Source organism: Nocardioides sp., assembly GCF_047606145.1.
Classification (GTDB): domain Bacteria; phylum Actinomycetota; class Actinomycetes; order Propionibacteriales; family Nocardioidaceae; genus Nocardioides.
Genome location: NZ_JASGET010000025.1, coordinates 48,024 through 70,511, shown reverse-complemented (window position 1 = coordinate 70,511; position 22,488 = coordinate 48,024). Strand labels below are relative to the sequence as shown.

The following is a 22,488-nucleotide window of genomic DNA, read 5'->3' as shown; positions in this document are numbered from 1 at the left end:
TCAGCCGGCGACCCGTTCCCAGACCCGGTGGGTGGCGAGGAGCTCGATGAGTCGGGTCAGCGCCTGTTCGGCGTCCTCGGCGAGGACGACCCCGGCGGTCCGCGGAGCCATTCCGCCGGCGACCAGGGCCTGGTCCGCGTCCCCCACGCCGGCGATCGGCTTGGCGTGCCGCAGACACTCCGAGAGCAGCAGCCGCAACTCCTTGTCGTCGCGTTCCGCGGTCCCGGAGGCGAGGAGCACGGCGTCGTACTCGATCGACCGGGCGGTGGCGAACGTGCGCTGGGGCGGGAGGCCGCCGGGCAGCGGCGCGCCGGTGGGACCGATCAGCAGGGGTGTGATGCCGGCCTCGACGAGCGCCCCACGGATCCGCGCGATCTCGTCCGCCGGGCTCTCGGCGCATGCCACCACGCCGACGAGACGCCCCTCGACCGGCCAGGTCGCGCCGATCATCGAGAGTGCCGCACTGGGCGCGGGGTCGGCTGCCTCGGTGGTGGCCTCCGGAGCGGTCGCGTCGGGGGCGGGCAGTCCGAGCGCGTCGGCGACCCGGGCGCACAGCGTCGGGTCGATGTTGGCCAGGCACTGCAGCTGGCGCTCCTTGACGGCCTGATCGTTCACCTTGCCCAGCTCGAAGGAGTACGCCGCGACGATGTGCTCGCGCTCCACCGGCGTCATCGAGCGCCAGAACAGGCGCGGCTGACTGAAGTGGTCGTCGAACGAGGCCGCCTGCGCCCGGGTCTTCGGCCCGGCCGCGATCTGGACGGCGGTGTCGCGGAACGCGCCCTCGGCGTCTCCGGCGGTGAACGGGCAGCCGCCGTCCAGCGAGTTGGGTCGATAGGGCGCCACGCCTCGATGGACCGCGTGTTGGTGGAAGCCGTCGCGCAGCATGTCGTTGACCGGCGCGTGCGGACTGTTGATCGGGATCTGGGTGTAGTTGGGGCCGCCCAGCCGGGTGATCTGGGTGTCGACGTAGGAGAACAGTCGAGCCTGCATCAGCGGGTCGTCGGTGACGTCGATGCCGGGCACCAGATGCCCGACGTGGAAGGCGACCTGCTCGGTCTCGGCGAAGTAGTTGCTCGGATTGTGCTCCAGGATCATCCGTCCGATGGGTTGGACCGGGGCCAGCTCCTCGGGCACGATCTTGGTCGGGTCCAGCAGATCGATGCCGGCGAACATCTGGTCCGGCTCGTCGGGGAAGACCTGGATGCCCAGCTCCCACTCCGGATAGGCGGCGGCCTCGATGGCGTCGGCCAGGTCGCGACGGTGGAAGTCCGGATCGAAGCCGCAGGCGAGCTGGGCCTCCTCCCACACCAGGGCGTGCACGCCGAGCCTCGGCTTCCAGTGGAACTTCACCAGGCTGGTCTCTCCGGCGGCGTTGCTCAACCGGAAGGTGTGCACGCCGAAGCCCTCCATCATCCGGTAGGAGCGCGGGATACCCCGATCGGACATGTTCCACAGGGTGTGGTGTTGGGCCTCGGTATGCAGCGAGACGAAGTCCCAGAAGGTGTCGTGGGCGCTCTGCGCCTGCGGGATCTCCCGGGCCGGCTGCGGCTTGCCGGCGTGGATGACGTCGGGGAACTTGATCCCGTCCTGGATGAAGAAGACCGGGATGTTGTTGCCGACCAGGTCGAAGGTGCCGTCGTCGGTGTAGAACTTCGTGGCGAAGCCGCGGGTGTCGCGGACCGTGTCGGCCGATCCGCGCGAGCCGAGCACGGTGGAGAACCGCACGAAGACCGGGGTCTCCCGGTCAGCGCCGAGGAAGCCGGCGCTGCAGACCGGCTCTGCCGTCCCGTAGCCGATGAACCGGCCGTGCGCACCCGCGCCGCGGGCGTGCACCACCCGCTCGGGGATGCGTTCGTGGTCGAAGTGGGTGATCTTCTCCCGCAGATGGTGGTCCTGGAGCAGGGTGGGTCCGCGTTCCCCGGCCTTGAGCGAGTGGTCGGTGTCGCGGAGCCGTACGCCGCCGGCGGTGGTCAGCCACTCGCCCTGCTGCGCGTTGACGGACGCGTCGTCGGTCGCGAGCGCGCCGGTCGGCGTACGCGCCTGGGGAGCCTCCTGGTTCATCGTGCCCCCTGGAGCTCGGAATCCGGCTCGGGGACGGGTTGGGGGACGGGTCCGGGATCGGGCACGTCCGGTCCGGGCTCCGGAATCGTCGGATCGGGGATGTCGGGATTCTCCGGGTCGGGAAGGACCGGATCGGGGGCGATCGGTCCGGGCGGAACGGTGAGCGTGGGGGTGGCGAGACGGCGTGTCATCAGTCCTCCTCGAGTCGACCGGGCGGCGGCCCGGAATCGTGCGTTCGCACAGGCGGTACCCGCAGGTGCGGATGGCATGTGCCGCAACTGTCCGGGTCGTGCGGTTCGGCCGCGAGTCGTGTCCTCGGGCGAATGTGACGGCCGGGGGCGGGGTACCCCGCCTCCATGGGCTCGGTCAGCACGCTTCCACCGCTCCTCGACGGCCCGCAGGTCGAGGAGGTGTCCACCAGCGCGTACACGATCCCGACCGACACGCCGGAGGCGGATGGCACGTTCGCCTGGAGGAGCACCACCATGGTGTGCGTCGAGTTGACCGCGGCCGGCTGCACCGGCCTCGGCTGGACATATGCACCCGCACCCTGCGCGGGCCTGATCGCCCAGACGCTCGCACCGCGGCTGATCGGCCTGCCGGCGTTCGCCATCCCGCGGTGCGTGCGGGTGATGAGCACGGCGATCCGCGACTTCGGCCAGGTCGGTCTCGCCTCGTACGCCGAGTCTGCGGTGGACGTGGCGTTGTGGGATCTCAAGGCCAGGCTGCTCGACGTGCCGTTGGCGGCTCTGCTCGGCCTGGTGCACGACGAGGTCGCCGTCTACGGAAGCGGTGGATTCGTCACCTACGACACCGCCACCATGACGGCTCAGCTGCGGGGTTGGCTGGAGGCCGGCATGGGCGCGGTGAAGATCAAGATCGGCGAACGCGGGGGCGGGAACGTCCGCCGTGATCTGGCCAGGGTCGGCGAGGCCAAGCAGGTGCTCGGCGACGCGGCCCTCTTCGTCGATGCCAACGGCGGCTATCGACGCAAGCAGGCGATCCAGGTCGGTCGGAGCCTGGAGGCCTACGACGTGGCCTGGTTCGAGGAGCCGGTGACCAGCGACGACAAGGAGGGTCTGGCCCGAGCCAGCACCAGCCTGGACCTGGACGTGGCCGCGGGGGAGTACGCCGACGACGTCTACGAGATGCGGCGGCTGTGCGAGGTGGTGGACTGTCTGCAGGTCGACGTCACCCGCTGTGGCGGCATCACCGGCTGGCTCCGGGCCGCCGCGATCGCCTCGTCGTACGGATTGGACGTCTCCGGCCACTGCGCCCCGCACGCGCATCTGGCGGCCGCGGCCGCGACCCAGAACGTGCGGCACCTGGAGTGGTTCCACGACCACGCCCGGATCGAGTGCCGCTTCCTGGACGGCGCGGAGGATCCCCAGCTCGGTCGGCTCCGGGCGCGCTCGCCGAGCATCGGTCACGGCTATCGGCTCAAGGAGCCGGACCTGGCGCCGTACCGGGTGGCCTGAGCGGCGTGCCGATCACCACGGACTGCCACGGTGAGGAGATCCTGCCGCCGGCTCCGGGGGACGTGAGCCTGCGGCAGGACCCCGACGGTGGTCAGGCGGCGTCGTCGGCGAGCGCCACCCGGAGGTCGGCCATGATCCGGCTGATCAGGCGGGAGACCTGGGTCTGGGTGACGCCGATCTCCTCTCCGATCCGCTGCTGGTTCCATCCGTGGAAGAACCGCAGCTCGATGATCCGGTGATCGCGTCGGCTGAGCCGCGCCAGCAGCGGCTCCACCATCATCCGGATCTCGGCATGCGCGTAGCCGGTATCGGGACCGCCGTGCCGGTCGATCACGGCACCGTCACCCTCGTCCCCGGTGTCGGCGTCGAGGGAGGTGGGGGAGAAGCAGCCGTCGATGCTCAGGGCCTCGATGACATCGGCGGTGCTGGCCTCGACCTCGGTGGCGAGCTCGGCCGGCGTGGGGGAGAGCCCCAGCCGCTGGGTCAACTCGGCCTCGGCCGCCCAGATCTTGGCTTGCAGCTCCTGGAGCCGACGGGGCGGGCGCACCATCCAGCCGAGATCGCGGAACGCCCGACGCAGCTCGCCCTTGATGGTGGGCACCACGTAGGAGAGGAAGTCGTTGGCGCGACCGGGATCGAACCGGCGCGTGGCCGCGACCAGGGCGAGATAGCCGATCTGCTCCAGGTCCTCGGCTGCGATGCCACGCCCGGCGTAGTGCCGCGCGAGCAGCCGGGCCACCGGCATGTTGACCTCGACGATCCGTTCGAGGAGCTCGTCGCGTCGGGACTCGTCTGCGGCGTCGCAGGTGCGCAACTGGTGGAGGAGCTGCTTGGTTCGGGTCTCCCGGCCGCGACGCGACCGCGGCGGTTCGAGCTTGGGGAGGGGGCTGATATCGAGAACGGTCGAGTGACTCACCGGTGATCTCCGGCCTCAGTCGTTCCGCACGGCACGTGGCTTGGCCGCTCCCCGCCAGTCAAGCACGCGGCGATGGCGCTGCCAAGGCCGGGCGTGGCCGCATGAGGGCGGCGCCAGGGGGTACTGGCCGGAGACCAGCGTCGACTCACCCGTCGGTCGAGTAGCCGCCGTGAGGGACCAGCGGCGGCGTATCGAGACCCCGGCAGTCGCGACCCCTGACGTTCCAGCCGACGTTTCATCCGACGACCAAGGAGTGAGCACCATGGAGGACCCCACGCCGCTGGCGCATCGACTCGAGCTGGTCGAGGCCGAGGTGCAGGCCATCTCCCAGGGCGGCGATCGCCCCGAGGACGACGCTCGCCTGCTCGAGCTCGCGGCCGAGGAGTACCGGATCCTGGAACGGTTGACCCGACCCTGGCGCCAGGCCTGAGCTCACCGAGCTCCTCCTCGGGCCCGCCGAGATCGTGCCATCCCGGGGGGTACGACGCCCGGGCGAGCCGGCCGGTCCGGTGGTGCGATCGCTGCGCCGCGACGGTGGTGAGGGGTGAGCGGCTGCGGATCAGACCTGGGCGGGACTGCCACCGGGCAGGTCGCGGGTGGTGATCAGCTGCTCGGCCACCAGGCGCAGCTTGATGTTGTTGCTCTGCGAGTAGCGGAGGAGGACCTGGAAGGCCTGATCCTCGGAGAGGTCGTAACGCTCCATCAGGATGCCCTGTGCCTGCCCGATGCGCTTGCGGGCGTCGATGGCGTGCCACAGGTTGGCCGTCTCCTGGGCCTGGGAGAGTGCGATGGCGGCGTGTCGGGCGAAGATCTGGGCGACCGCCTGGTCCTCGAGGTCGAACCGGTTCGGGCTTGGATCGTAGAGGTTGAGGGTGCCGACGGTCTCCTTGTCGGTGTAGAGCCGCGCGCCGAGCATGCTGCGAATGCCCGCCTTCGCGACCCGGCTGCTCCAGCGCGGCCACCGGGACTCGTGCCGGATGTCGGTGACCAGGACGCCGACCCGGTCCGAGATCAGGTCGATGTCGGGGCCCTCGTCGAGCTCCAGCTGGAGCTCGTCGAGCCCGGCGACGAGTTCGTCGGTGCTGGCGATGGTCTCGATGCCCCGCCCCCGGCGCAGGCTCACGCCGGCGTAGCCGCATTGCAGCGCGGTGAGCGCGAACCGAAGGATCAACTCGACCGTCTGCTCGACGGTGTCCTCGTTGTGGATCGCGGCGGCCATCTCCGCGAACCCCGCCGCCGAGGCCGTCGTGGTCCGGGCTCCCAGGCGCTTGGTCGTCACGTCCGAGGTCGTCTCGTCAGAGGCTTGGCTCACGCGTGCAGTCAAGCACTCGGTGGTGGCCGCTTCAATCGCGGGGGACGCGCCCAGCCGCCCACGCCCGGCGGGGTCCGGTGCGGGCATGCCGGCCGCGGTTTCGGGTACCGGTCCGGCGTACGCCGAGCCGAGCAGCGAGGAGAGGAGATCGTGATGCCGCAACAGGCATGGAGCAAGAAGCGCGAGCGCGAGTACGAACACATCAAGGACGGGCTCGAGAGCCGGGGCCACCGTGAGGACGAGGCCAGCGAGATCGCCGCGCGGACGGTGAACAAGGACCGCGCCCGGGCGGGCGAGTCGAAGCGGACCAGCAAGACCTCCACCCAGGACATCTCCTCGTCTCGACGCGGCGGCCTGCGCTCGCATCGGGGTGAGGGCGGCCGCACCAAGGACCAGCTCTACGCCGAGGCGAAGAGGCGCAACATCAAGGGCCGCTCCTCGATGTCGAAGGCACAGCTGGAGAAGGCGCTGGGCGGGCGCTGAGGCTCAGCGCCGCGCCGTGGGGGCCGGCGAGGTCCGGGCGATCATGTCGTCGACGACGGCTCGCAGGTCGTGGTCCGGCCCCGCCATCAGGCGCTGCCGGGCCGCCCCGGTGCCGTGGCGGTGCAACCTCCGCAGGCCGCGCTCGACCAGACCGTCGTCCCCGGCGTCCCGCAGGGCCGGTCCGATCCTCTCCAACAGCGTGCCCAGCGCCTCGGTCGCCGGCACCAGACGCCCCGTGAGCGGGTCGATCAACCGGTCCCCGAGGCCGTCGCGTCGTGCCCGCCATCGCGCCGCGCGCAGCAGCTCGACCCGCCAGTCGCAGGCCGGTTCGCGCAGACGCCACGCCTCGGCGCAGGTCTCCACCAGGGCACGCACCACCGCGGCGATCACCATGGTGTCGTCGAGGTCGGTGCACACGTCGCACACCCGGACCTCCACGGTGGGGTAGGAGGAGGAGAGTCGGGCGTCGAAGTAGATCATCCCGGGGTCCATCGCGGCGCCCGAGTCGATGAGATCGGTCACCGCACGGCGGTAGGTCGCGGCGTCGCCGAACGGCTCGGTGGGCCCCGCGGACGGCCATGACTCCCACACCTGGGAGCGCCAGCTGGCATAGCCGGTGTCGACGCCGAGGCCGAAGGGCGAGTTCGCGGAGAGGGCGAGGACGAGTGGCAGCCACGGCCGCAGGCGATCGAGTACGGCGACGCCCTCGTCGTCGTCGCGGATCTGGACGTGCACGTGGGTGCCGCACACCAGCGCTCGACGGCCGACCTCGCCGAACCGTGCCAGCATCAGCCGATAGCGGAGCTTCGGGGTGATGTGCCAGTCCGCGGCGGGGATGATCGGGGTGGGCATCGCGGCCAACCGGGTGCCGGCCGCTCGTGCCGCCTCGGCGGCCACCAGCCGCGATCGGGTCAGGTCCCGGCGTACCTCGGCGATGGCGTGGTGCGGGTCGGACTGGGTCTCGACCTGTTCGAGGAAGAGCTCGTGCTCGGCGCCGTCCTCGTCGACCACCTGATCGGAGGAGGGCACGGGCCTACGGGTGTGCGGATCGACCAGCAGCATCTCCTCCTCGACGCCCACCGTGCGACCCGGCATGTGAGGAAGATACCCAAGACCTTCGCGGATCAGCCGGGATCAGCCGGGATCAGCCGGGCCGTTCGGGCCGCCTCGAGGACCGACTCCGTCTATCGTTGAGGCAGGCTCTACCCACGATGGGGGATGAAACGGAGGGCGCCGGTGGTCGCTGAGACGCCTCGTGTGCTGGTCGTGGACGACGATCCGGATCTCGGGAACCTGGTGCGAGTGCTGCTCGAGCGCCGTGCGCACTGCGTCGTCGAGCTCGCCGGGGACGGCCACGCCGCCGCCGCGGCGGTGCGGTCCTTCGAGCCCGATGTGGTGGTGACCGACATCGAGATGCCCGGGCTGGGCGGCCTGGAGCTGCTGGAGGCGATCCGGCGGGAGGCGCCGTGGTTGCCGGTGGTGGTGATGACCGCGCACGTCTCGGTGGACTACGCGGTCTCGGCGCTGCGGGCACAGGCGGACGAGTTCCTGACCAAGCCGCTGGACAACGCGGCGCTGGTCGAGGTCGTCACCCGCCTGGCGGCCGAGGGCCGGGCGCGGCGCCCCGGTCGCCCGCGGCAGACGGTCCTCGCGGTGGGCGCACATCCGGACGACGTCGAGATCGGGGTGGGGGGCATCCTGGCCGCGCACTGCGAGATGGGCGATCACATCACCATCCTCACCATGTCGCGTGGCGCTCGTGGCGGCGATGCGGACCGCCGGCAGATGGAGTCGCTGGCGGCGGCCGAGCTGCTCGGCGCCCGGCTGTTCATGAAGGACCTGGTCGACACCGAGATGGTGGGTGACGGACGCACCGTCCGGCTGATCGAGGAGGTGGTCAACGAGGTGGCGCCGACCATCGTCTACACCCACAGCGGCCACGACCGGCACCAGGATCATCGCGCCGTGCACGATGCGACCATCGTCGCCACCCGTCTGGTCGGCACGGTGGCCTGCTTCCAGAGCCCGTCCGCGACCATCGACTTCCGACCGCTGCGGTTCGTCGTGGTCGACGGGTTCCTGGAGCGCAAGCTGGAGCTGCTGTCCTGCTTCGCCTCCCAGAGCGACAACCGCGACTACATGGCGCCCGACATGGTCAATGCCACCGCGCGCTACTGGTCCAGATTCACCGGCGGCAAGGCGGCCGAGCCGCTCGAGGTCGTGCGCGACACCGTGGATCTGGCGCACCTGGTCGAGCGCTCGGGTGCCGTCCGGTGAGCCCGGTGAGCCCGGTCACGCGGGTGCTGGTCACCGGCGCCGGCGGCCCGGCGGGGGTGGCGGTGATCCGATCGCTGCAGGAGCGTACGGACCTGCTGGTCTTCGCCGCGGACATGGACGGGTGGGCCAGCGGCCTCTATCTCGTGCCGGCCGAGCGGCGCCGACTGGTCGAGCCCGGGAGCGGCAGCGCCTTCGTGCCGGCGCTGGCCACCATGGTGGCCGACGACCGCATCGACCTGGTGATCTCGACGGTCGACGCCGAGCTCACCTCCCTGGCCGGGCGGCGAGCGGCGATCGCGCCCGCCGTCCTCGCCGCCCCGTCCCAATCCACCCTCGAGGTGTGCCTGGACAAGCTGGCGCTGGCCGAGTGCTGTGCCACCGCGGTCACCGTGCCGCGGACCGTGCTGGCCGGCCCCGACGCGCTCGCCCATGACTGGGAGTTCCCGGTCTTCGCCAAGCCGAGGTCGGGGGCCGGCAGCCGCGGGGTGCGGCTGGTTCCCGACCGCGCGGCGCTCGAGGCGCTGCCGGTTCGCGAGGGGCCGGACGGGTTGATCGTGCAGGACCTCCTGCCGGGTGAGGAGTATTCGGTGGACGTGCTGGCGGACGCCCACTCGCGGGTGGTCGCGGCAGTGCCGCGCATCCGCGCCCGGGTCGACTCCGGCGTCGCCATCGCCGGGCGGACCGTGCACGACGCCGAGCTGGAGGAGACCGCGACGGCGGTGGCGGAGACGATCGGCCTGGTCGGCGTGGCGAACGTGCAGCTGCGTCGTGACCGGGCCGGCCGTGCGGCGCTGCTGGAGGTGAACCCGCGCTTCCCGGGCGCGCTGCCGCTGACCATCGCGGCGGGAGTCGACATCCCCGCGCTGGTGGTCGACCTGTTCCTGGGACGACCGCTTCCCTCGCGTCTGCCGTTCCGCAGCCTGGCCTCGGTCCGCTATCTCGAGGACGTCTTCATCGACCCCGGCGAGGTGCTGGATTCGGCCCACGCCGGGCATCAGGACGAGGAGCTCGCCGGAAGCGAGCGGACATGAGGCACCCCGTCCTGGAGGTCGACCACCATGTCCATTCGACCTTCTCCGACGACGCGCGGTCCACCCTCGCCGAGAACGTCGCGGCGGCGCAGGTGGCCGGGCTGAGGGAGGTCCGCCTGGTCGAGCACGTACGGCGGAGCACCGACTGGGTGCCGGAGTTCGTGGCGGCCGTCGCCGGGCTCCGACCGGTCGAGGGACTGAGGATCCGAACCGGGGTGGAGGCGAAGATCGTGGACTCCACCGGCCTGCTCGACGTACCGGAGCTGCCGCACGGCGTGGAGACGATCCTGATCGCCGACCACCAGTTCCCCGGGACCGACGGTCCCTGGTCGCCGGCCCGGACGGCGGCCCGGCTGGCCGACGGACTGCCGGCCGCCGATGCCCTGGACCTGCTGGTGGAGGCCATCGTGCGGGCGATGCGGCGGTATCCGGGGAATCAGCTCGCGCACTGCTTCTCCATCCTGCCGAAGATCGGTCTCGACGAGTCGCAGCTGGGGCCCGAGCGGCTGCGGGTCTGGGCGCAGGCGGCGGCATCCTCCGAGACCACGATCGAGGTCAACGAGAAGTGGGGCTGTCCCGGGCCACTGGCGCTCGCCGCCGCGCTCGAGGCCGGCGCCCGGCTGGTGGGCTCCACGGACAGCCACCATGCCGACGAGGTCGGCCGCTACCACCGGGTCGTCGAGCTGCTGCGAGCGATCGAGCCGGGAGGGTCGGCAGATGAGTGAGTGGTGGGCGGTGGCAGACGACACGGCCGTGGTCGTCCTGCTTCTCGGCGTCCTGGCCGGGACCATGCCGGTGCTCACCACCCTCTACCAGTGCCTGCTCGTCCCGCTCCATGCGGTGATCAACCACTACCGCCGAGCCGCGCCGTACCTGCCGAACGTGGCGGTGGTGCTGCCCGCCTGGAACGAGGCGCCGGTCATCGGCGGTTCGATCGACCGGCTGCTCTCGCTCGACTATCCACCCGAGCGGCTGCGCGTCTACGTCGTCGACGACGCCTCCACCGACCAGACGCCGACGATCGTCGCCTCGAGGGCGCTCGCCAACCCGGGCCGCGTGGTGCATCTGAGACGAGAACGCGGGGGAGAGGGCAAGGCCCATACGCTCAACCACGGCATCTCGACGGTGCTCTCCGAGGCGTGGGCCGGCGCCGTACTGATCATGGATGCCGACGTGATCTTCCGGCCCGACGCGCTGGCGAAGATGACTCGCCACCTGGCGGATCCGAAGGTCGGGGCGGTCACGGCGTACATCGCCGAGGGGAGCCGTGACCGCAACTACCTGACACGCTTCATCGGCCTGGAGTACGTGCTCGCCCAGCTGGCCGCCCGGCGGGCCCAGAACGTGCTCGGCGCGATCGCCTGCCTGGCCGGCGGAGCACAGCTGCACGCCAGGGAGAACCTGGAGGCCATCGGTGGTCGCATCCCCACCGGGACGCTCGCCGAGGACACGATGACGACCTTCGAGTCCCAGCTGCGGGGACGCCGGATGGTCTTCGAGCCGCATGCGGTGGCGCTCGCCGAGGAGCCCCGGACGATCGACGGGCTGTGGCAGCAGCGCCTGCGGTGGTCGCGTGGGAACGTCCAGCTGACCAGCCACTACCGCGATCTGTGGTTCCGTCCCGGGCGGACCCACCGGCTGGGCCGGGTGTCGTTCGGCCTGATGTGGTTCAGCACCCTGCTGCTGCCGGTGCTGATGGTGGTCGCCTCCGCCAGCCTGCTCCTGCTGCTGGTGCTGCACAGCGGCGTCGCCGCACACGTCTTCCGCCTGATGTGGATCATCGCCGCGTGCACCTACGTGTACTCGATCGTGCTCGCCGTCCAGCTGGACGGGCGAACCGGTCGCCGCTCCTGGCGCGAGGCGCTGCTCTTCCCCGGGATCGGTGGCCTGGCGATGATGGTCGCGGCGCTGTGTCCCGGTCTGCTGGAGGATGGGCTGACGCAGCTGGTCGGCCCCTCGCACGGCGATCGGACCGACTGGGCGATCGCGCTCTACCTGTGGGGGCCGTTGGCGATGCTGGGCGCCTGGCTGGCACGGGCGGTGGAGCGGACCCGGCTCGGCCGGTTCGTCTCGCCGGCGCTGATCTACCTGGTCGGCTACGGATCGCTGCTGTGTGCCATCACCGTCGACTCCTACCTCAAGGAGTGGCGGGGCCATGAGGCGGCGTGGGTCAAGACCGAGAAGGTCGGAAGGGTGCTCGGATGACGGGGCCGACACCGGGGCCGACACCGGGGCCGACACCAGGGCCGACACCGGACACGGACGCGTCGGGCCGGGGCCGCGAGGACATCGAGCGCGACGCTCGGCTCGAGCACCGGCTGCTGGCCCAGGCCCTGCTGGCGCTGGTGGTGGTGGCCGCGGTCATCGCGATCCGAGAGCTGTACGGGTGGTGAGCGCCACGGCCATGGTGGACGAGCCGGTCCCCGGCTGGCGCCGGTACGTCGACCATCCGAACACGCTGATCAAGCAGACCCCGACGGTGGTGCTGCTCTTCTGCTCGGTCCTGCTCGTCGCCTTCGTGCCTCATCTGGCGGCGGTGGAGCCGGCCCAGGCGATCACCGGCGTCGCGCTGGTGGCGCTTGCGACCGCCGTCGCCGCGCTGCTGTCGACCTCGAGGATCGACGAGGGTCAGCTCACCCTGGTGGTGCCGATCCTGGACCTCATCGGACTGGGGCTCTTCCGGGCGGGCACCGGCGGCTCCTCGTCGTTGTTCTCCGCCCTCATCCTGGTGCCGGTGGTGTGGCTCGCGGCGGCGCCCGGGGCGCGGCAGATCCTGGTGGTCGCCGTACTCACCGCCATCGTCCTGCTGATCCCGTACCTCACGACGCCGCCGACGACCGGCACCGCCTGGTTGCGCAGCGTCACGGTGCCGGCGGTGTACGCCACCGTGGCCGCGGTCATCAACGAGCTGTCCAGGCAACAGCGCACGCGGGCCCATGCGGCGGAGGAGCTGGCCGCGGAGAGGTCCGCGGCGCTGAGCCAGAACATCGACATCCTGGCCCGACTCCAAGCCAGCGAGCAGCGCTATCGCGAGCTGCTGGCGACCTATCACAGCATGTGGGAGGCGACCACCTCGCTGGCGCTGATCAGCACCGACGCCGACGGGCTGGTGATGACCTGGAACCCGGGCGCCACCAACCTGTTCGGACACTCGCTCGAGGAGGCCGTCGGGCGCCTGCGGATCGCGGACATCCTGCCCGACGCCGAGCAGCGGATCCGGGAACTGCTGGTGCTCGCGAACAACGATCTCCCGGCCGACTGTGAGATCGGGATCGTCGCGGCCGACGAGCGCCTGGTGCCGGCACGGCTGACCGTGACACCGCGCCGGGACGCCTCCGGCGAGCAGCTCGGCTACCTCCTGGTGGTCCTGGACGAGACCAAGGCCGCCGAGGTCGCCCGGCTCAAGGACGAGTTCATCGGGATGATCTCGCACGAGCTGCGCACCCCGCTGTCCTCCATCATCGGGTACGTCGATCTGCTGCAGCACGATCCCGAGCGCCCGCCCAGCGACGAGCAGCGCGACTACCTCGTGGTGGTCGAGCGCAACGCGCGGCGGCTGCTCAAGCTCGTCGGCGACCTGCTGTTCACCACCCAGGTGGAGTCCGGCAGGTTCGCCCTCGATCCGCAGGAGGTGGATCTGCACGACGTCGTCGACGCCGCGATCGCCTCGGCCCGGCCGGCGGCGCTGGCCGCCGGCGTGGATCTGGTGGCCGACATCGGACCGGAACCGACCACGGTGTCCGGGGATCCGGTCCGTCTCGGCCAGGCCGTGGACAACCTGATCTCGAACGCGGTCAAGTTCAGCACCGAGGGCGGCGCGGTGACGGTGACGCTGGCGGCCGACGCCGAGACCGCGACCATCACCGTGCGCGACACCGGGATCGGCATCCCCAGCGCCGAGATCGCTCAGCTCTACTCGCGGTTCTTCCGTGCCTCGACGGCGACCCGGCACGCGGTCCCCGGAGTCGGCCTCGGCCTGAGCATCACCCGGGCGGTGGTGCTCGCCCACGGGGGACGGCTGGACGTCAGCAGTGACGAGGGCGTCGGCACGGAGTTCCGGATCGTCCTGCCGCGATAGCACCGTGCCGGCCTCGGCGGCGCGCGGTCAGCCGCTCGTCCGCCGCGCGGACGAGGCCGGGGCTCCCGGCGTGACGACCACCCGGCCCACCGTGCCGCCGTCGGCGAGCCGCTGGACGCCGTGGGCGGCCTCGGCCAGCGGCACCCGCTCGCCGACCAGCGGACGGATCAGGCCACGGTCGGCGAGGTCGGTCAGGGTGCGATGGCACTCGGCGACCGCGTCGGGGTCCATGGTGTGGTAGCGGCCCCAGTGCAGGCCGAGGATCGAGTAGTTCTTGATCAGCGCATGGTTGAGGGCCGCCGACTGGATCTCGCCGCCGGCGAAGCCGATCACCAGGATCCGGCCCTCGAAGGCCACGCACTTCGTCGATCGTCGGTAGGTCTCGCCTCCGACCGGGTCGTAGATCACGTCGGCGCCGCGGCCGTCGGTGTGGTCCATGACCACCGTCACGAAGTCCTCGACCTGGCGGTCCACCACCAGGTCGGCGCCGAGCCGGTGGGCGACCCGCGCCTTGTCGGCCCCGCCGACCACGCCGATCACGGTCGCGCCGGCCGCCTTGCCGAGTTGGACCGCGGCGCTGCCGACGCCGCCCGCGGCGGCGTGGACGAGGAGGGTCTCGCCGGGGCGCAGCCCGGCTCGCCGGTGCAGCCCGAACCAGCCGGTCTGGTAGCCGACGTAGAGCGCGGCGGCCTCGGCGTCGTCGAGCGACGCGGGCGCGGGGAACGTCGTCGCGGTGTCCATCAGGGCGAGCTCGGCGAAGCCGCCGTAGGGCAGCACCGAGGCACCCAGCACCCGGTCGCCGACCTGCGGCCGCTCCCGGCCGCCGGCCCCCTCGCCGACGGCGACGACCTCGCCGCAGAGCTCCACCCCGGGGGTGAAGGGCAGGTCGGGGCGGATCTGGTAGAGCCCGCGACACATCAGCGCGTCGGGGAAGTTCGCCGGTGCGGCCAGCACCCGCACCACCACCTGGCCCGGACCGGGCCGGGGCGCCGCCACGTCCTGCAGTCTCATCACCGCGGCCGGCTCGCCGAGCTCGGCCACCTGCCACGCCCTCATCGTGCGATCCTGGGTCACGCGAGCAGACTACGGCCGGCCCGGCTGCTCCGGGTCAGCTGCGGAACTGCAGCCTCGTCCCGGGGATCGCTCGCACCCGGCGCCAGCCCCAGTAGGCACACCCGGCGATCGAGAGCGCGGTCAGGCCGATGGAGAGGACCCCGCGCACCAGCACGCCGGCGTCGACCCCCCAGCTGAGCAGCGAGTTCAGGCTCAGGCCGGCGTCGAGCATCCGGGTGAAGCCCCAGATCAGCGCCACCTCCATGAACACCCGGTGCATCCGGTGATCGGTCAGCAGGCGCTCGGGAAGATGGATGAAGTCCAGCGCGAGCCGCTTGGTGATCGGCCGCCCCAGCGCCGCGGAGCCGACGAAGACGAGCGCCATCAGCACGGATGCGGCGATCGGCTGCAACAGATAGAGCCAGACGCTGCTGCACGCCAGCGCGATCGCCGTACGCGCCACCAGGATGCCGACCACCAGCAGCAGGGTGGAGGGCACGCCGCGGCCGAGGGAGAAGCGGGCCGCCATGGTCAGCGCGCACCAGACGAGCACGCCCACCAGGCCGGCGACGGTGCCCACGGTGCGCATCGCGCCGTACAGGATGATGGTCGGCACCAGCACGGTCTCGACCATCAGGAACACCGCCCGCCGGATGACCGTGCGCAGCTCGCCCATCTCGATGAGGTCGAGCTCTCCGGTCGCCGAGGCGTCCGCCGGAGCGATCCCCTCGGCGTTCTCGTCGGGGGCGGTGCTGGTCGGCATCGGGATCTCCGCGGCGGTGGTGGGCAGTGGACGTCGTACGACCATAACCTGGCTGCGGACCCGGTGGAGACCGCCGACGGCGCCTGTGGGTGAAATCTTGTGGTACTCACAGGCCGGATACCGTGGCGCCATGACCGACGATGTCGCCAACCCGCAGCCCTCGGGGGCCGAGGCCGAGGTCGTCGGGATCGCCCGCGACCTGATCCGGATGGACACCAGCAACTTCGGCGACGGGTCCGGGCCGGGCGAGCGGGCGGCCGCGGAGTACGTCGCCGCCAGCCTCGACGAGGTCGGCATCGCCGCCACCGTCTACGAGTCCGACCCGGGCCGGGCGTCGGTGATCGCCCACTGGGGCGGTGGCCGCGGCCGCGACGCTCATGACGGTCGCGCCGGGCGCGATGGTGAGGGAGCGCTGCTGCTGCACGGCCACCTCGACGTGGTCCCGGCCGCGGCCGAGGACTGGCAGGTCGACCCGTTCGCGGGGGAGATCCGGGACGGCTATCTGTGGGGCCGCGGCGCGGTGGACATGAAGGACTTCGACGCCATGCTGCTGGCGGTGGTGCGCGAGCGGCAGCGGACCGGCCGGGTCCCGGACCGTCCGGTCGTGCTCTGCTTCACCGCCGACGAGGAGGCCGGTGGCCACCGCGGCGCGCAGGTACTGGTCACCGACCATGCCGACGAGCTCGCTCACTGCACCGAGGCGGTGGGCGAGGTCGGCGGATTCTCCACCACCGTCCGCGGACGGCGGCTCTACCTGGTCGAGGCCGCGGAGAAGGGCATGGCCTGGATGCGGCTGACCGCGCGCGGCACGGCGGGGCACGGCTCGATGATCAACCGCGACAACGCGGTGACCAGGCTCGCCGGCGCGGTGGCGCGGATCGGCGCGCACGAGTGGCCGGTGCAGCTCACCCCGACGATGCGCACGCTGCTGGCCGCGGTCGGCGAGCTGGCCGGGGTCGAGGCCACCCCGGAGAACGCCGAGCGGCTGGTCGAGGAGTTCGGTCCCGCCGTCCGGATGCTCGGCGCCACCCTGCGCAACATCGCCAACCCGACGATGCTGGGGGCCGGATACAAGGTCAACGTCATCCCGACCGAGGCGACGGCACACCTCGACGGCCGCTTCCTGCCCGGTTTCGAGGACGACTTCTTCACCACCCTGCGCGCGCTGTGCGGTGACGGCGTGGAGCTCGACTTCATCACCAACCAGCGGCCCTGGGAGACGCCGTACGACGGCGAGCTGGTGGACGCGATGACCAGGTCGCTGCTCGCCGAGGACCCCGACGCGATGGTGGCGCCCTACCTGATGTCGGCGGGCACGGACGCCAAGCACTTCCGCAGCCTCGGCATGGCCTCGTTCGGCTTCGCGCCCCTGCGGCTGCCCGAGGACCTCGACTTCACCGGGCTCTTCCACGGCGTGGACGAGCGGGTGCCGACCGACGCCCTGGAGTTCGGCGTACGGGTGATGGACCGGTTCCTCGACGAGATCTGATCCCGGATCCTCGATCGTTGGACCAGCTCGATGGACTGGGACAGCCAAGGCCCCGGATCGAAGGCCTCGGGCCAGTCGCTGGTGTGCGCGCTTGAGGTTTGCAGGTCGCCTCGGCCGTTCGGAAACCGCTCCCAAGGTTCGCTACCTGCTTCTCCCATGGTCCGTCAAAGTAGTTCGGCGGCCTGTAGCGCGATGTCTGCGGCTGTTCAGTGGCCTTCTCTGGCGCCGGGAGGTACCGGTCGCTGGTCTGACCGATCCGACCCTCCGAGCGGCCAGATGCCGGTGGTCGTGATGGGTTCGATCGGGGCCTGGGACTCCCACGATTCATCGCTGTCTCGTGACGCGACGAGGCGTCCAACTTTTCAATGGGGTCGGGCGCTTCGTGGTGGCTGCAGCTGTAGTTATCTCGTCAAGCCGCGACGCCGCGGGGCCCGGGAGTGATGCGAGTGTTGCTTCCCACTGTCGCTTATTGGTCTTGCCGGGCGGGGCGATCACGACACCGTCGTGGGTGTTGGCCTTGGCTTCGAGGATCTCGATAACGCGCACGTTCGTGACCGCGATCGAGGCATCGAGGGTCAGGGCGTAGAAGGCGGTCTTGCGTGGTGCCATCGAGCGGCGCGAGAGGTTGGCGCCGGAGTGTGCCCAGTTGAGCAGGGAGTTGTGGCGCTCGTTGGCCGAGCGGGGTCCGGTAGACCAGTCGGTGCGCTCGAACGAGCCGACCATGAGGTCGTGCTGGTGGGTCTTGAACGCCTCGAGGTCGATGTTGAGGACCATGTTGCCGCTGATGTTGCGACAGCACGCAGGTCGGTTCTGCGGTTCCAGGCAGGCTGGCGGGTTCGGGACCTCGGGCAGGTCGGCATACTCGGTGAGTTGGCTTCGGTGAACAGCGCAGCGCGCGGTGTCGGCGACCATCGGAGGGCGAGGTCACTTTCATGACCTTCACGAGGCCTGGGCAGGGCGTCCTTGCGTTGGTCGCCGCGCTTGCGCAGTTCGCTGAGGTCGGCAACCGCAAGTCGATACGCATTGAGACCAAGGCGTGGTTCGAAGACGGCCGGCTCCGCGCTCGGCGCCGAAGACCGCCGCCTCCTAGGACCCCGCCTTCGCCCTAGCGCCGATCGCGGGCCGCCAGCACCGCGGATCACGGCGATGAGTCAGATGAGCGAGGGTGACCTCACGGCCGTGCCGCGGGACGCTCCATCGAATCACTCCTCGGTTCCGGTGCCGGTATCGATCCTGTGGGTCCCTGTCCAGACTGCGGCTGCAGTGATGATCAGGATCAGTCCGGCAACGACGCCGATCTCGAGAACGGGAATCGAGACCCGCACGCCACGGATCCGGCTGGCCACGGCGAGGACCGGAGTGTCGACGATGAGAATCGTCAGGACGGCTCCGGCCACGAAAAGAGCGAGCATCTCGCCTCCGATCACCTGTCCGATCCATCCTCGGGGGATCCCGAGGGTGTGGAGGGACCTTCCGTGGCGACGCAGGGTGCGTACCTGGACGTTGGCGAGTGCAATGCCGACCAGTAGGAGGATCGCTTCTACACCGATCCGGGCGACATCGAAGACGACCGGAAGTGTGTAGGGCACGGGCGGGCGGTAGGCATATACCGAGGAGGTGTCCAGGCCCCGGGCTTCGAGGTCCTGCATCATGGTGCTGGCTTGTGTGATGGAGAGCCCGGTGAACACCTGCGTCGTCCAGGTATGCGGCAGCTCGAGCGCGTTTGCTGCTGGCAGGAGCATGAGACCGGAATAGAGCCCTTCCCAGGACTTCTGGAATGGCGCGTTGAGTACGTCGATGGGTTTGGTCTTAGCCTGCTTGAGGCCGTCGCGAATGTAGATCGCGTGGTCATCGCCGTCGCGGTTCCACGTCAGCACGCCTCCGCGAGCAAGAACCGTCCGCTGGTCGGCAGTGAGATGCCCGTTGGCGAGGTCTTGAGCGTCATCGACGGAGGCGACCGCAGCAATCAGACCTGCCTGGGGGTCCAGGGATACTGCCCGGCTTCCCTTGGACAGGTCGTAGACCTTGACCTGGTCGGCGGTGGTGGGGGCGGCCGCGGCAAGGGCGTCAAGAAGTTTCTGTTGGGGTCGGCCGCCGCCGCCGTTAGGCCCGGTCACCAATATCTGGCCCGGCGCGGCCGTCGAGGCCAATTGCTGGTTCTCGGTGGCGAGGATGGTGCGCGTCAGTGTCGGCACCAGGATGACCGGTCCGATCGCGATGACGCTCAAGATGAGCACAACGGTTGGGCGCCAGTGCTCAGAGTCGACATGTCGGGCGATCAGGCGCACCCGGGGCTCTGTCGTTGCCGAGACGCGCCAACGGGAAAGTCCGCGCACTAGTTCTGGCGCGAGGAGAATCGCGATGACGGTGAGCGGCGCCATCAGCAGGGTCGCGTCGACGAGCTGACGGGTCCGCGCGGCGTAGACCGCAGCGACCAGGGCCAGAACTGCGATCAGCCCACGGGACACGATCCGCGCCTTGCGGCCGGCAGGAAGGCGAAGCCGCCTGACGCCGGGCTGTGACGTCACTCGGAGCGCGACGCTGCCGACCACGCAGCCGACAACTGTCAACAAGAGCCATGTGCCAACAGCCCCGAGGGGGACCGTGAATGGCGAGAGCGGCCTGTCCACTCTGCCCGCGAGAATGGCTCTCACCCCCAGTCCGGCAACCACGCCGAGCAGGGCTCCGATCAAAGTGCTCAGGAACACGGCCCCAGCCAGCGCCAACGCTGAGGCGGTGGTCGAGGTTCGAGGGAGGACTCCCACTGCAAGCAGTGTTTGGATCCGCCGCCGTTGGTGTCGTCGGGCAAGACCGAAGGCGCAGATGCAGGACCCCAACGCCAGACCCACGCTCGGGATCTTGTACCAGATCGGGATCCTGTCGATCCAGTGCGAGGGACTCGCTCCGGGCGTGTTGACTGAATCGAACTGGACGCCGTGTTTCGCGAGGGCGTTCGCGGTCGCCAACGGATCGTTGTCGTGCCACCACAGCGTCTGGGTAGCACTCAGGGAACTCCCCGATGCCCGCAGCGCCGCCCAATCGAAGGACGCGAAGGTGCCGGGCGCGGACATGAACTGCTGGCCGTCTTGATCGAAGATGTCGTCGATGATGGCAACGACCTTCAGACTTCCGTGCCCGGAGGCGACGGACACGGTGGTCCCAACGGGAAAGGTCTTGCTTAACGTCGTGGAGACTGCCGTCTGACCCGGCCGGGTTGGCCAGCTGCCTGCCTTCAAGACATATCGACTGTCCCAGCCCGCGTTTCCCCAGTTGCCTTCAAGAAGAGGCAAGGGTCGCATCGTCTGGTCTGAGGGCTGAACCTGGGAAAGCAGCGTCGTCTGCGACGACAGCCCCCGTTCGCTCAGGAGCGCGCGCGCTTTCGTGGCCAGCGGGCTGGGCTGCCCGGCGGCACTGTCGCCGAGTTGCGCCATAGCGTCGAAGGTTCCGAAGTCGCGTTGGCGGACCTGGTCGGGGGAGAGGTCCAGCGCAGTCAAGGAGACGAACAGCGCGATGCCGGCAACCGCACCGACGAGTGGGATCAGGCCCAGCCGCCTGATGATCCGCGATCTTCCCAGACGGATCGCGAGCCGCACTGCGGTGCGAGCGGAGGATTGTCTGGCGACGTATGTCACAGCCACGTTTGGCTCACCTAAGGTCTAGAGAACTGATCGGCTCGATCGCGCCATCAGTCATCACGAAGCAACGGTCGGCGTAACGGATTGCCCGCTCTTCGTGCGTGGCGAGCAGGACCGCTTGGCCCCGCTCCGATAAGGCCCGCAGGAGTTCGAAGAGCGCCAGTGAATTGGCCGAGTCGAGTGATCCTGTCGGTTCGTCGGCCAACAGCAGGGAACGATCCCCGACTAGGGCGCGCGCGATTCCCACGCGCTGCCGCTGACCGCCCGACATCTGGCGGGGGTACCGGTCCTCAAGCCCGCCGAGACCCACCTTCTCCAGCTGGGACATCGCTTCTGCAACCGCGGCCCGCGTCGACCAGCCCGCAACCTCAAGAGGCAGCATGACATTCTCCAACGCGGTGAATTCGTCGAGGAGGTTGTGATCCTGGAAGACCACCCCGACACGCGACAGCCGAAGGTTTGCGCGTTCCTGGTCTGAGGCGTGGACGAGGTCGAGGCCGCATACGGCCAGCTCCCCGCCGCTAGCCACCTCGAGACCAGCGACCAAGTTGAGCAGAGTCGACTTCCCGGAACCGCTTGCGCCGAAGAGACAGACGAATTCGCCGGCGACGACGGTCAGGTCGACTCCGGCAACCGCAGTGACGCGTTCGGACTCAAGCTCGAAGATCTTCTGCAAAGAGGCAGCCATCACGACGCGGACGGCCGCCTCCTGTTGCTGAACGGTCATTACTTACAGTAACCGTTGGTTGCCCACGAGGAGAGCTCGTCGCTGGGGTTGACCCCGATGTTGCCGTCCCGGGTGCCCGGAGCGAAGTTGTTGCACGTGCCCTTGCCGTTGCCGTCGTAGTACCAGCGTGCCTTCGAGTTGGTCTCGTTCCACCACGAGTCCATCTGGTCGTTGTAGGCCGGGTTGATGTTGGCCACGCCCTTGCCCGCTGCGCGGTCGCCGATCTCGCCGACGTAGTTGTTGCTCGAGTAGATGCACACGTGAAGCGCGGTGCCGCCGCATGTCGGGGCACCGGGGAGCGTTGCAGCCTCCACACCCACGTAGCCAACGCCGATCATGGCGGTCGCTCCGGCCGCGGCCGCAACACTCTTCACCACAATACCTGAACCGAACATATGCCTGCTCCTCATGAGTGGGGTAGAGACGGGCCTCGTACGGTCCCTCCCAACGGGTAGTTGTCCACTTGGGAGCGAGCAGCGACACGCAATCGGCCGTGGTCACAAATTCGATGCGCCACCGCAGATCTCAGCCGCCCGAACGCAGCGCCATCGTCTAGTCCATGCTGGGAGCGCCGTACGCAGTCCGCGAGCATGGGGCGGGATCTGCTGTCGCGCCGCTGTTGACGCCGGACAACTACCGGGCATGAAGATCGCAATCGTCGCAGCGTCGCTGCTTGGCGCGGCCGCGCTCTACAACCCGGTCCAATCCAGTGCGGCGGCCACTTCGGTGGCGCCCAACGACACGCCCGGAGCCATCGCCCTGGACTACCTCAGCGAGCACCCAGGAGGGACGTTGACCGCCGAGGACAGCGTGGTCTATCCCGATGGGACCACCTTCGTCGCGGTGCCGGCCGGCACGCTATCGCTCTCGCAGTGCTCCACGGGCCGGTTCTGCATGTGGGGCAGCACCAACTACAGCGGCTCGTTCGTCTACAAGAACGGTGACGGGTCCACGCTCACCATCAGCAGCAACGTCTACTCACTGTGGAACAACCGCTCCCACGCGGCTCGCCTGTACAACAATGGCAGCACTGCGTCGATGTGCCTGGCCGCGAGGGCCAAGAAGCCGACCTTGGCGGCGGCCTACCACCAGCCCGATAAAGTTCACCTCTCAACGACCAGTTCTTGTTAAGTAAGCCCGGGTTCCTGTCATGATGCTTCTCTGGGTAGCGGAGGGGCTCAACGG

Annotated in this window: 22 protein-coding genes; 11 read left to right on the top strand and 11 right to left on the bottom strand. The window is 69.9% G+C overall.

Going from position 1 to position 22,488, the window contains the following annotated elements:
• Entirely contained in the window at nucleotides 1-2,061 is a 2,061-nt protein-coding gene (locus QM638_RS04310; RefSeq protein ID WP_415140705.1) for a catalase, read from the bottom strand.
• Nucleotides 2,058-2,252, bottom strand: a complete 195-nt coding sequence (locus QM638_RS04305; protein ID WP_415140704.1) for a hypothetical protein — start codon at nucleotides 2,250-2,252, stop codon at nucleotides 2,058-2,060. Before QM638_RS04305 ends, QM638_RS04310 begins: the two co-directional genes overlap by 4 nt.
• Nucleotides 2,253-2,417: 165 nt before the next feature.
• On the opposite strand from QM638_RS04305, the gene QM638_RS04300 reads away from it, so the two are divergent.
• Entirely contained in the window at nucleotides 2,418-3,539 is a 1,122-nt protein-coding gene (locus QM638_RS04300; protein WP_415140703.1) for an enolase C-terminal domain-like protein, read from the top strand.
• 91 nt (nucleotides 3,540-3,630) lie between these two features.
• On the opposite strand, the gene QM638_RS04295 is transcribed toward QM638_RS04300, so the two are convergent.
• Nucleotides 3,631-4,455, bottom strand: coding sequence for a sigma-70 family RNA polymerase sigma factor (locus QM638_RS04295; RefSeq protein WP_415140702.1), 825 nt, complete (start codon nucleotides 4,453-4,455; stop codon nucleotides 3,631-3,633).
• Nucleotides 4,456-4,717: 262 nt separating this feature from the next.
• Between QM638_RS04295 and QM638_RS04290 the strand changes: the two genes are divergently transcribed.
• Nucleotides 4,718-4,885 carry a hypothetical protein gene (locus QM638_RS04290; RefSeq protein WP_415140701.1) on the top strand — a complete coding sequence of 56 codons (168 nt, stop codon included), beginning with the start codon at nucleotides 4,718-4,720 and terminating at the stop codon, nucleotides 4,883-4,885.
• 129 nt (nucleotides 4,886-5,014) lie between these two features.
• On the opposite strand, the gene QM638_RS04285 is transcribed toward QM638_RS04290, so the two are convergent.
• The gene (locus tag QM638_RS04285; RefSeq protein WP_415140700.1) at nucleotides 5,015-5,767 is read right to left on the bottom strand and encodes a GAF and ANTAR domain-containing protein; all 753 of its coding nucleotides are present in this window, start codon (nucleotides 5,765-5,767) and stop codon (nucleotides 5,015-5,017) included.
• A gap of 153 nt (nucleotides 5,768-5,920) precedes the next feature.
• Between QM638_RS04285 and QM638_RS04280 the strand changes: the two genes are divergently transcribed.
• The gene (locus QM638_RS04280) at nucleotides 5,921-6,250 is read left to right on the top strand and encodes a plasmid stabilization protein (protein ID WP_415140699.1); all 330 of its coding nucleotides are present in this window, start codon (nucleotides 5,921-5,923) and stop codon (nucleotides 6,248-6,250) included.
• 3 nt (nucleotides 6,251-6,253) lie between these two features.
• Here QM638_RS04280 and QM638_RS04275 read toward each other — a convergent pair whose 3' ends face one another.
• Complete coding sequence (locus QM638_RS04275) at nucleotides 6,254-7,345, bottom strand: carboxylate-amine ligase (RefSeq protein ID WP_415140698.1); 1,092 nt, start codon at nucleotides 7,343-7,345, stop codon at nucleotides 6,254-6,256.
• Nucleotides 7,346-7,516: 171 nt separating this feature from the next.
• Here QM638_RS04275 and QM638_RS04270 point away from each other — a divergent pair, with 171 nt between their 5' ends.
• The 6 genes from QM638_RS04270 to QM638_RS04245 are packed head-to-tail and all read left to right on the top strand — an operon-like array spanning nucleotide 7,517 to nucleotide 13,636.
• Complete coding sequence (locus tag QM638_RS04270; protein WP_415140697.1) at nucleotides 7,517-8,527, top strand: response regulator; 1,011 nt, start codon at nucleotides 7,517-7,519, stop codon at nucleotides 8,525-8,527.
• A 5-nt stretch (nucleotides 8,528-8,532) separates the two neighbouring features.
• Nucleotides 8,533-9,558, top strand: a complete 1,026-nt coding sequence (locus tag QM638_RS04265; RefSeq protein WP_415140696.1) for an ATP-grasp domain-containing protein — start codon at nucleotides 8,533-8,535, stop codon at nucleotides 9,556-9,558.
• A complete protein-coding gene (locus QM638_RS04260) occupies nucleotides 9,555-10,283 on the top strand; it encodes a PHP domain-containing protein (protein WP_415140695.1) in 729 nt (242 codons plus the stop codon). Before QM638_RS04265 ends, QM638_RS04260 begins: the two co-directional genes overlap by 4 nt.
• Nucleotides 10,276-11,763: a glycosyltransferase family 2 protein gene (locus QM638_RS04255; protein WP_415140694.1), complete on the top strand. Its 1,488-nt coding sequence runs from the start codon at nucleotides 10,276-10,278 to the stop codon at nucleotides 11,761-11,763. Before QM638_RS04260 ends, QM638_RS04255 begins: the two co-directional genes overlap by 8 nt.
• Nucleotides 11,760-11,951: a hypothetical protein gene (locus QM638_RS04250; protein WP_415140693.1), complete on the top strand. Its 192-nt coding sequence runs from the start codon at nucleotides 11,760-11,762 to the stop codon at nucleotides 11,949-11,951. The genes QM638_RS04255 and QM638_RS04250 overlap by 4 nt, the downstream gene beginning before the upstream one ends.
• Entirely contained in the window at nucleotides 11,948-13,636 is a 1,689-nt protein-coding gene (locus tag QM638_RS04245) for a sensor histidine kinase (protein WP_415140692.1), read from the top strand. The genes QM638_RS04250 and QM638_RS04245 overlap by 4 nt, the downstream gene beginning before the upstream one ends.
• 27 nt (nucleotides 13,637-13,663) lie before the next feature.
• Here the strand turns inward: QM638_RS04245 and QM638_RS04240 are convergent, their stop codons facing one another.
• Complete coding sequence (locus QM638_RS04240; RefSeq protein WP_415140691.1) at nucleotides 13,664-14,692, bottom strand: NADPH:quinone oxidoreductase family protein; 1,029 nt, start codon at nucleotides 14,690-14,692, stop codon at nucleotides 13,664-13,666.
• Between the two features lie 52 nt (nucleotides 14,693-14,744).
• Entirely contained in the window at nucleotides 14,745-15,452 is a 708-nt protein-coding gene (locus QM638_RS04235) for a VC0807 family protein (protein WP_415140690.1), read from the bottom strand.
• A 130-nt stretch (nucleotides 15,453-15,582) separates the two neighbouring features.
• On the opposite strand from QM638_RS04235, the gene QM638_RS04230 reads away from it, so the two are divergent.
• Complete coding sequence (locus QM638_RS04230) at nucleotides 15,583-16,941, top strand: M20/M25/M40 family metallo-hydrolase (protein WP_415140689.1); 1,359 nt, start codon at nucleotides 15,583-15,585, stop codon at nucleotides 16,939-16,941.
• Between the two features lie 324 nt (nucleotides 16,942-17,265).
• On the opposite strand, the gene QM638_RS04225 is transcribed toward QM638_RS04230, so the two are convergent.
• The 4 genes from QM638_RS04225 to QM638_RS04210 form a co-directional block, all read right to left on the bottom strand.
• Nucleotides 17,266-17,853 (bottom strand): hypothetical protein, encoded by a 588-nt coding sequence (locus QM638_RS04225; protein WP_415140688.1) that lies wholly within the window; start codon nucleotides 17,851-17,853, stop codon nucleotides 17,266-17,268.
• A gap of 290 nt (nucleotides 17,854-18,143) precedes the next feature.
• The gene (locus QM638_RS04220) at nucleotides 18,144-20,579 is read right to left on the bottom strand and encodes a hypothetical protein (RefSeq protein ID WP_415140687.1); all 2,436 of its coding nucleotides are present in this window, start codon (nucleotides 20,577-20,579) and stop codon (nucleotides 18,144-18,146) included.
• Between the two features lie 7 nt (nucleotides 20,580-20,586).
• Nucleotides 20,587-21,303 (bottom strand): ABC transporter ATP-binding protein, encoded by a 717-nt coding sequence (locus QM638_RS04215; RefSeq protein WP_415140686.1) that lies wholly within the window; start codon nucleotides 21,301-21,303, stop codon nucleotides 20,587-20,589.
• A complete protein-coding gene (locus QM638_RS04210; RefSeq protein ID WP_415140685.1) occupies nucleotides 21,303-21,563 on the bottom strand; it encodes a peptidase inhibitor family I36 protein in 261 nt (86 codons plus the stop codon). Before QM638_RS04210 ends, QM638_RS04215 begins: the two co-directional genes overlap by 1 nt.
• A gap of 382 nt (nucleotides 21,564-21,945) precedes the next feature.
• Between QM638_RS04210 and QM638_RS04205 the strand changes: the two genes are divergently transcribed.
• Nucleotides 21,946-22,434, top strand: a complete 489-nt coding sequence (locus QM638_RS04205) for a peptidase inhibitor family I36 protein (RefSeq protein ID WP_415140684.1) — start codon at nucleotides 21,946-21,948, stop codon at nucleotides 22,432-22,434.
• Nucleotides 22,435-22,488: the final 54 nt, after the last annotated feature.

Bases quoted from the DNA above. Each gene is read 5' to 3' on its own strand.
- QM638_RS04310 (WP_415140705.1), bottom strand. From the start codon at position 2,061: ATGAACCAGGAGGCTCCCCAGGCGCGTACGCCGACCGGCGCGCTCGCG.
- QM638_RS04305 (WP_415140704.1), bottom strand. From the start codon at position 2,252: ATGACACGCCGTCTCGCCACCCCCACGCTCACCGTTCCGCCCGGACCG.
- QM638_RS04300 (WP_415140703.1), top strand. From the start codon at position 2,418: ATGGGCTCGGTCAGCACGCTTCCACCGCTCCTCGACGGCCCGCAGGTC.
- QM638_RS04290 (WP_415140701.1), top strand. From the start codon at position 4,718: ATGGAGGACCCCACGCCGCTGGCGCATCGACTCGAGCTGGTCGAGGCC.
- QM638_RS04280 (WP_415140699.1), top strand. From the start codon at position 5,921: ATGCCGCAACAGGCATGGAGCAAGAAGCGCGAGCGCGAGTACGAACAC.
- QM638_RS04275 (WP_415140698.1), bottom strand. From the start codon at position 7,345: ATGCCGGGTCGCACGGTGGGCGTCGAGGAGGAGATGCTGCTGGTCGAT.
- QM638_RS04260 (WP_415140695.1), top strand. From the start codon at position 9,555: ATGAGGCACCCCGTCCTGGAGGTCGACCACCATGTCCATTCGACCTTC.
- QM638_RS04255 (WP_415140694.1), top strand. From the start codon at position 10,276: ATGAGTGAGTGGTGGGCGGTGGCAGACGACACGGCCGTGGTCGTCCTG.
- QM638_RS04250 (WP_415140693.1), top strand. From the start codon at position 11,760: ATGACGGGGCCGACACCGGGGCCGACACCGGGGCCGACACCAGGGCCG.
- QM638_RS04240 (WP_415140691.1), bottom strand. From the start codon at position 14,692: ATGAGGGCGTGGCAGGTGGCCGAGCTCGGCGAGCCGGCCGCGGTGATG.
- QM638_RS04235 (WP_415140690.1), bottom strand. From the start codon at position 15,452: ATGCCGACCAGCACCGCCCCCGACGAGAACGCCGAGGGGATCGCTCCG.
- QM638_RS04230 (WP_415140689.1), top strand. From the start codon at position 15,583: ATGACCGACGATGTCGCCAACCCGCAGCCCTCGGGGGCCGAGGCCGAG.
- QM638_RS04225 (WP_415140688.1), bottom strand. From the start codon at position 17,853: ATGGTCGCCGACACCGCGCGCTGCGCTGTTCACCGAAGCCAACTCACC.
- QM638_RS04215 (WP_415140686.1), bottom strand. From the start codon at position 21,303: ATGACCGTTCAGCAACAGGAGGCGGCCGTCCGCGTCGTGATGGCTGCC.
- QM638_RS04205 (WP_415140684.1), top strand. From the start codon at position 21,946: ATGAAGATCGCAATCGTCGCAGCGTCGCTGCTTGGCGCGGCCGCGCTC.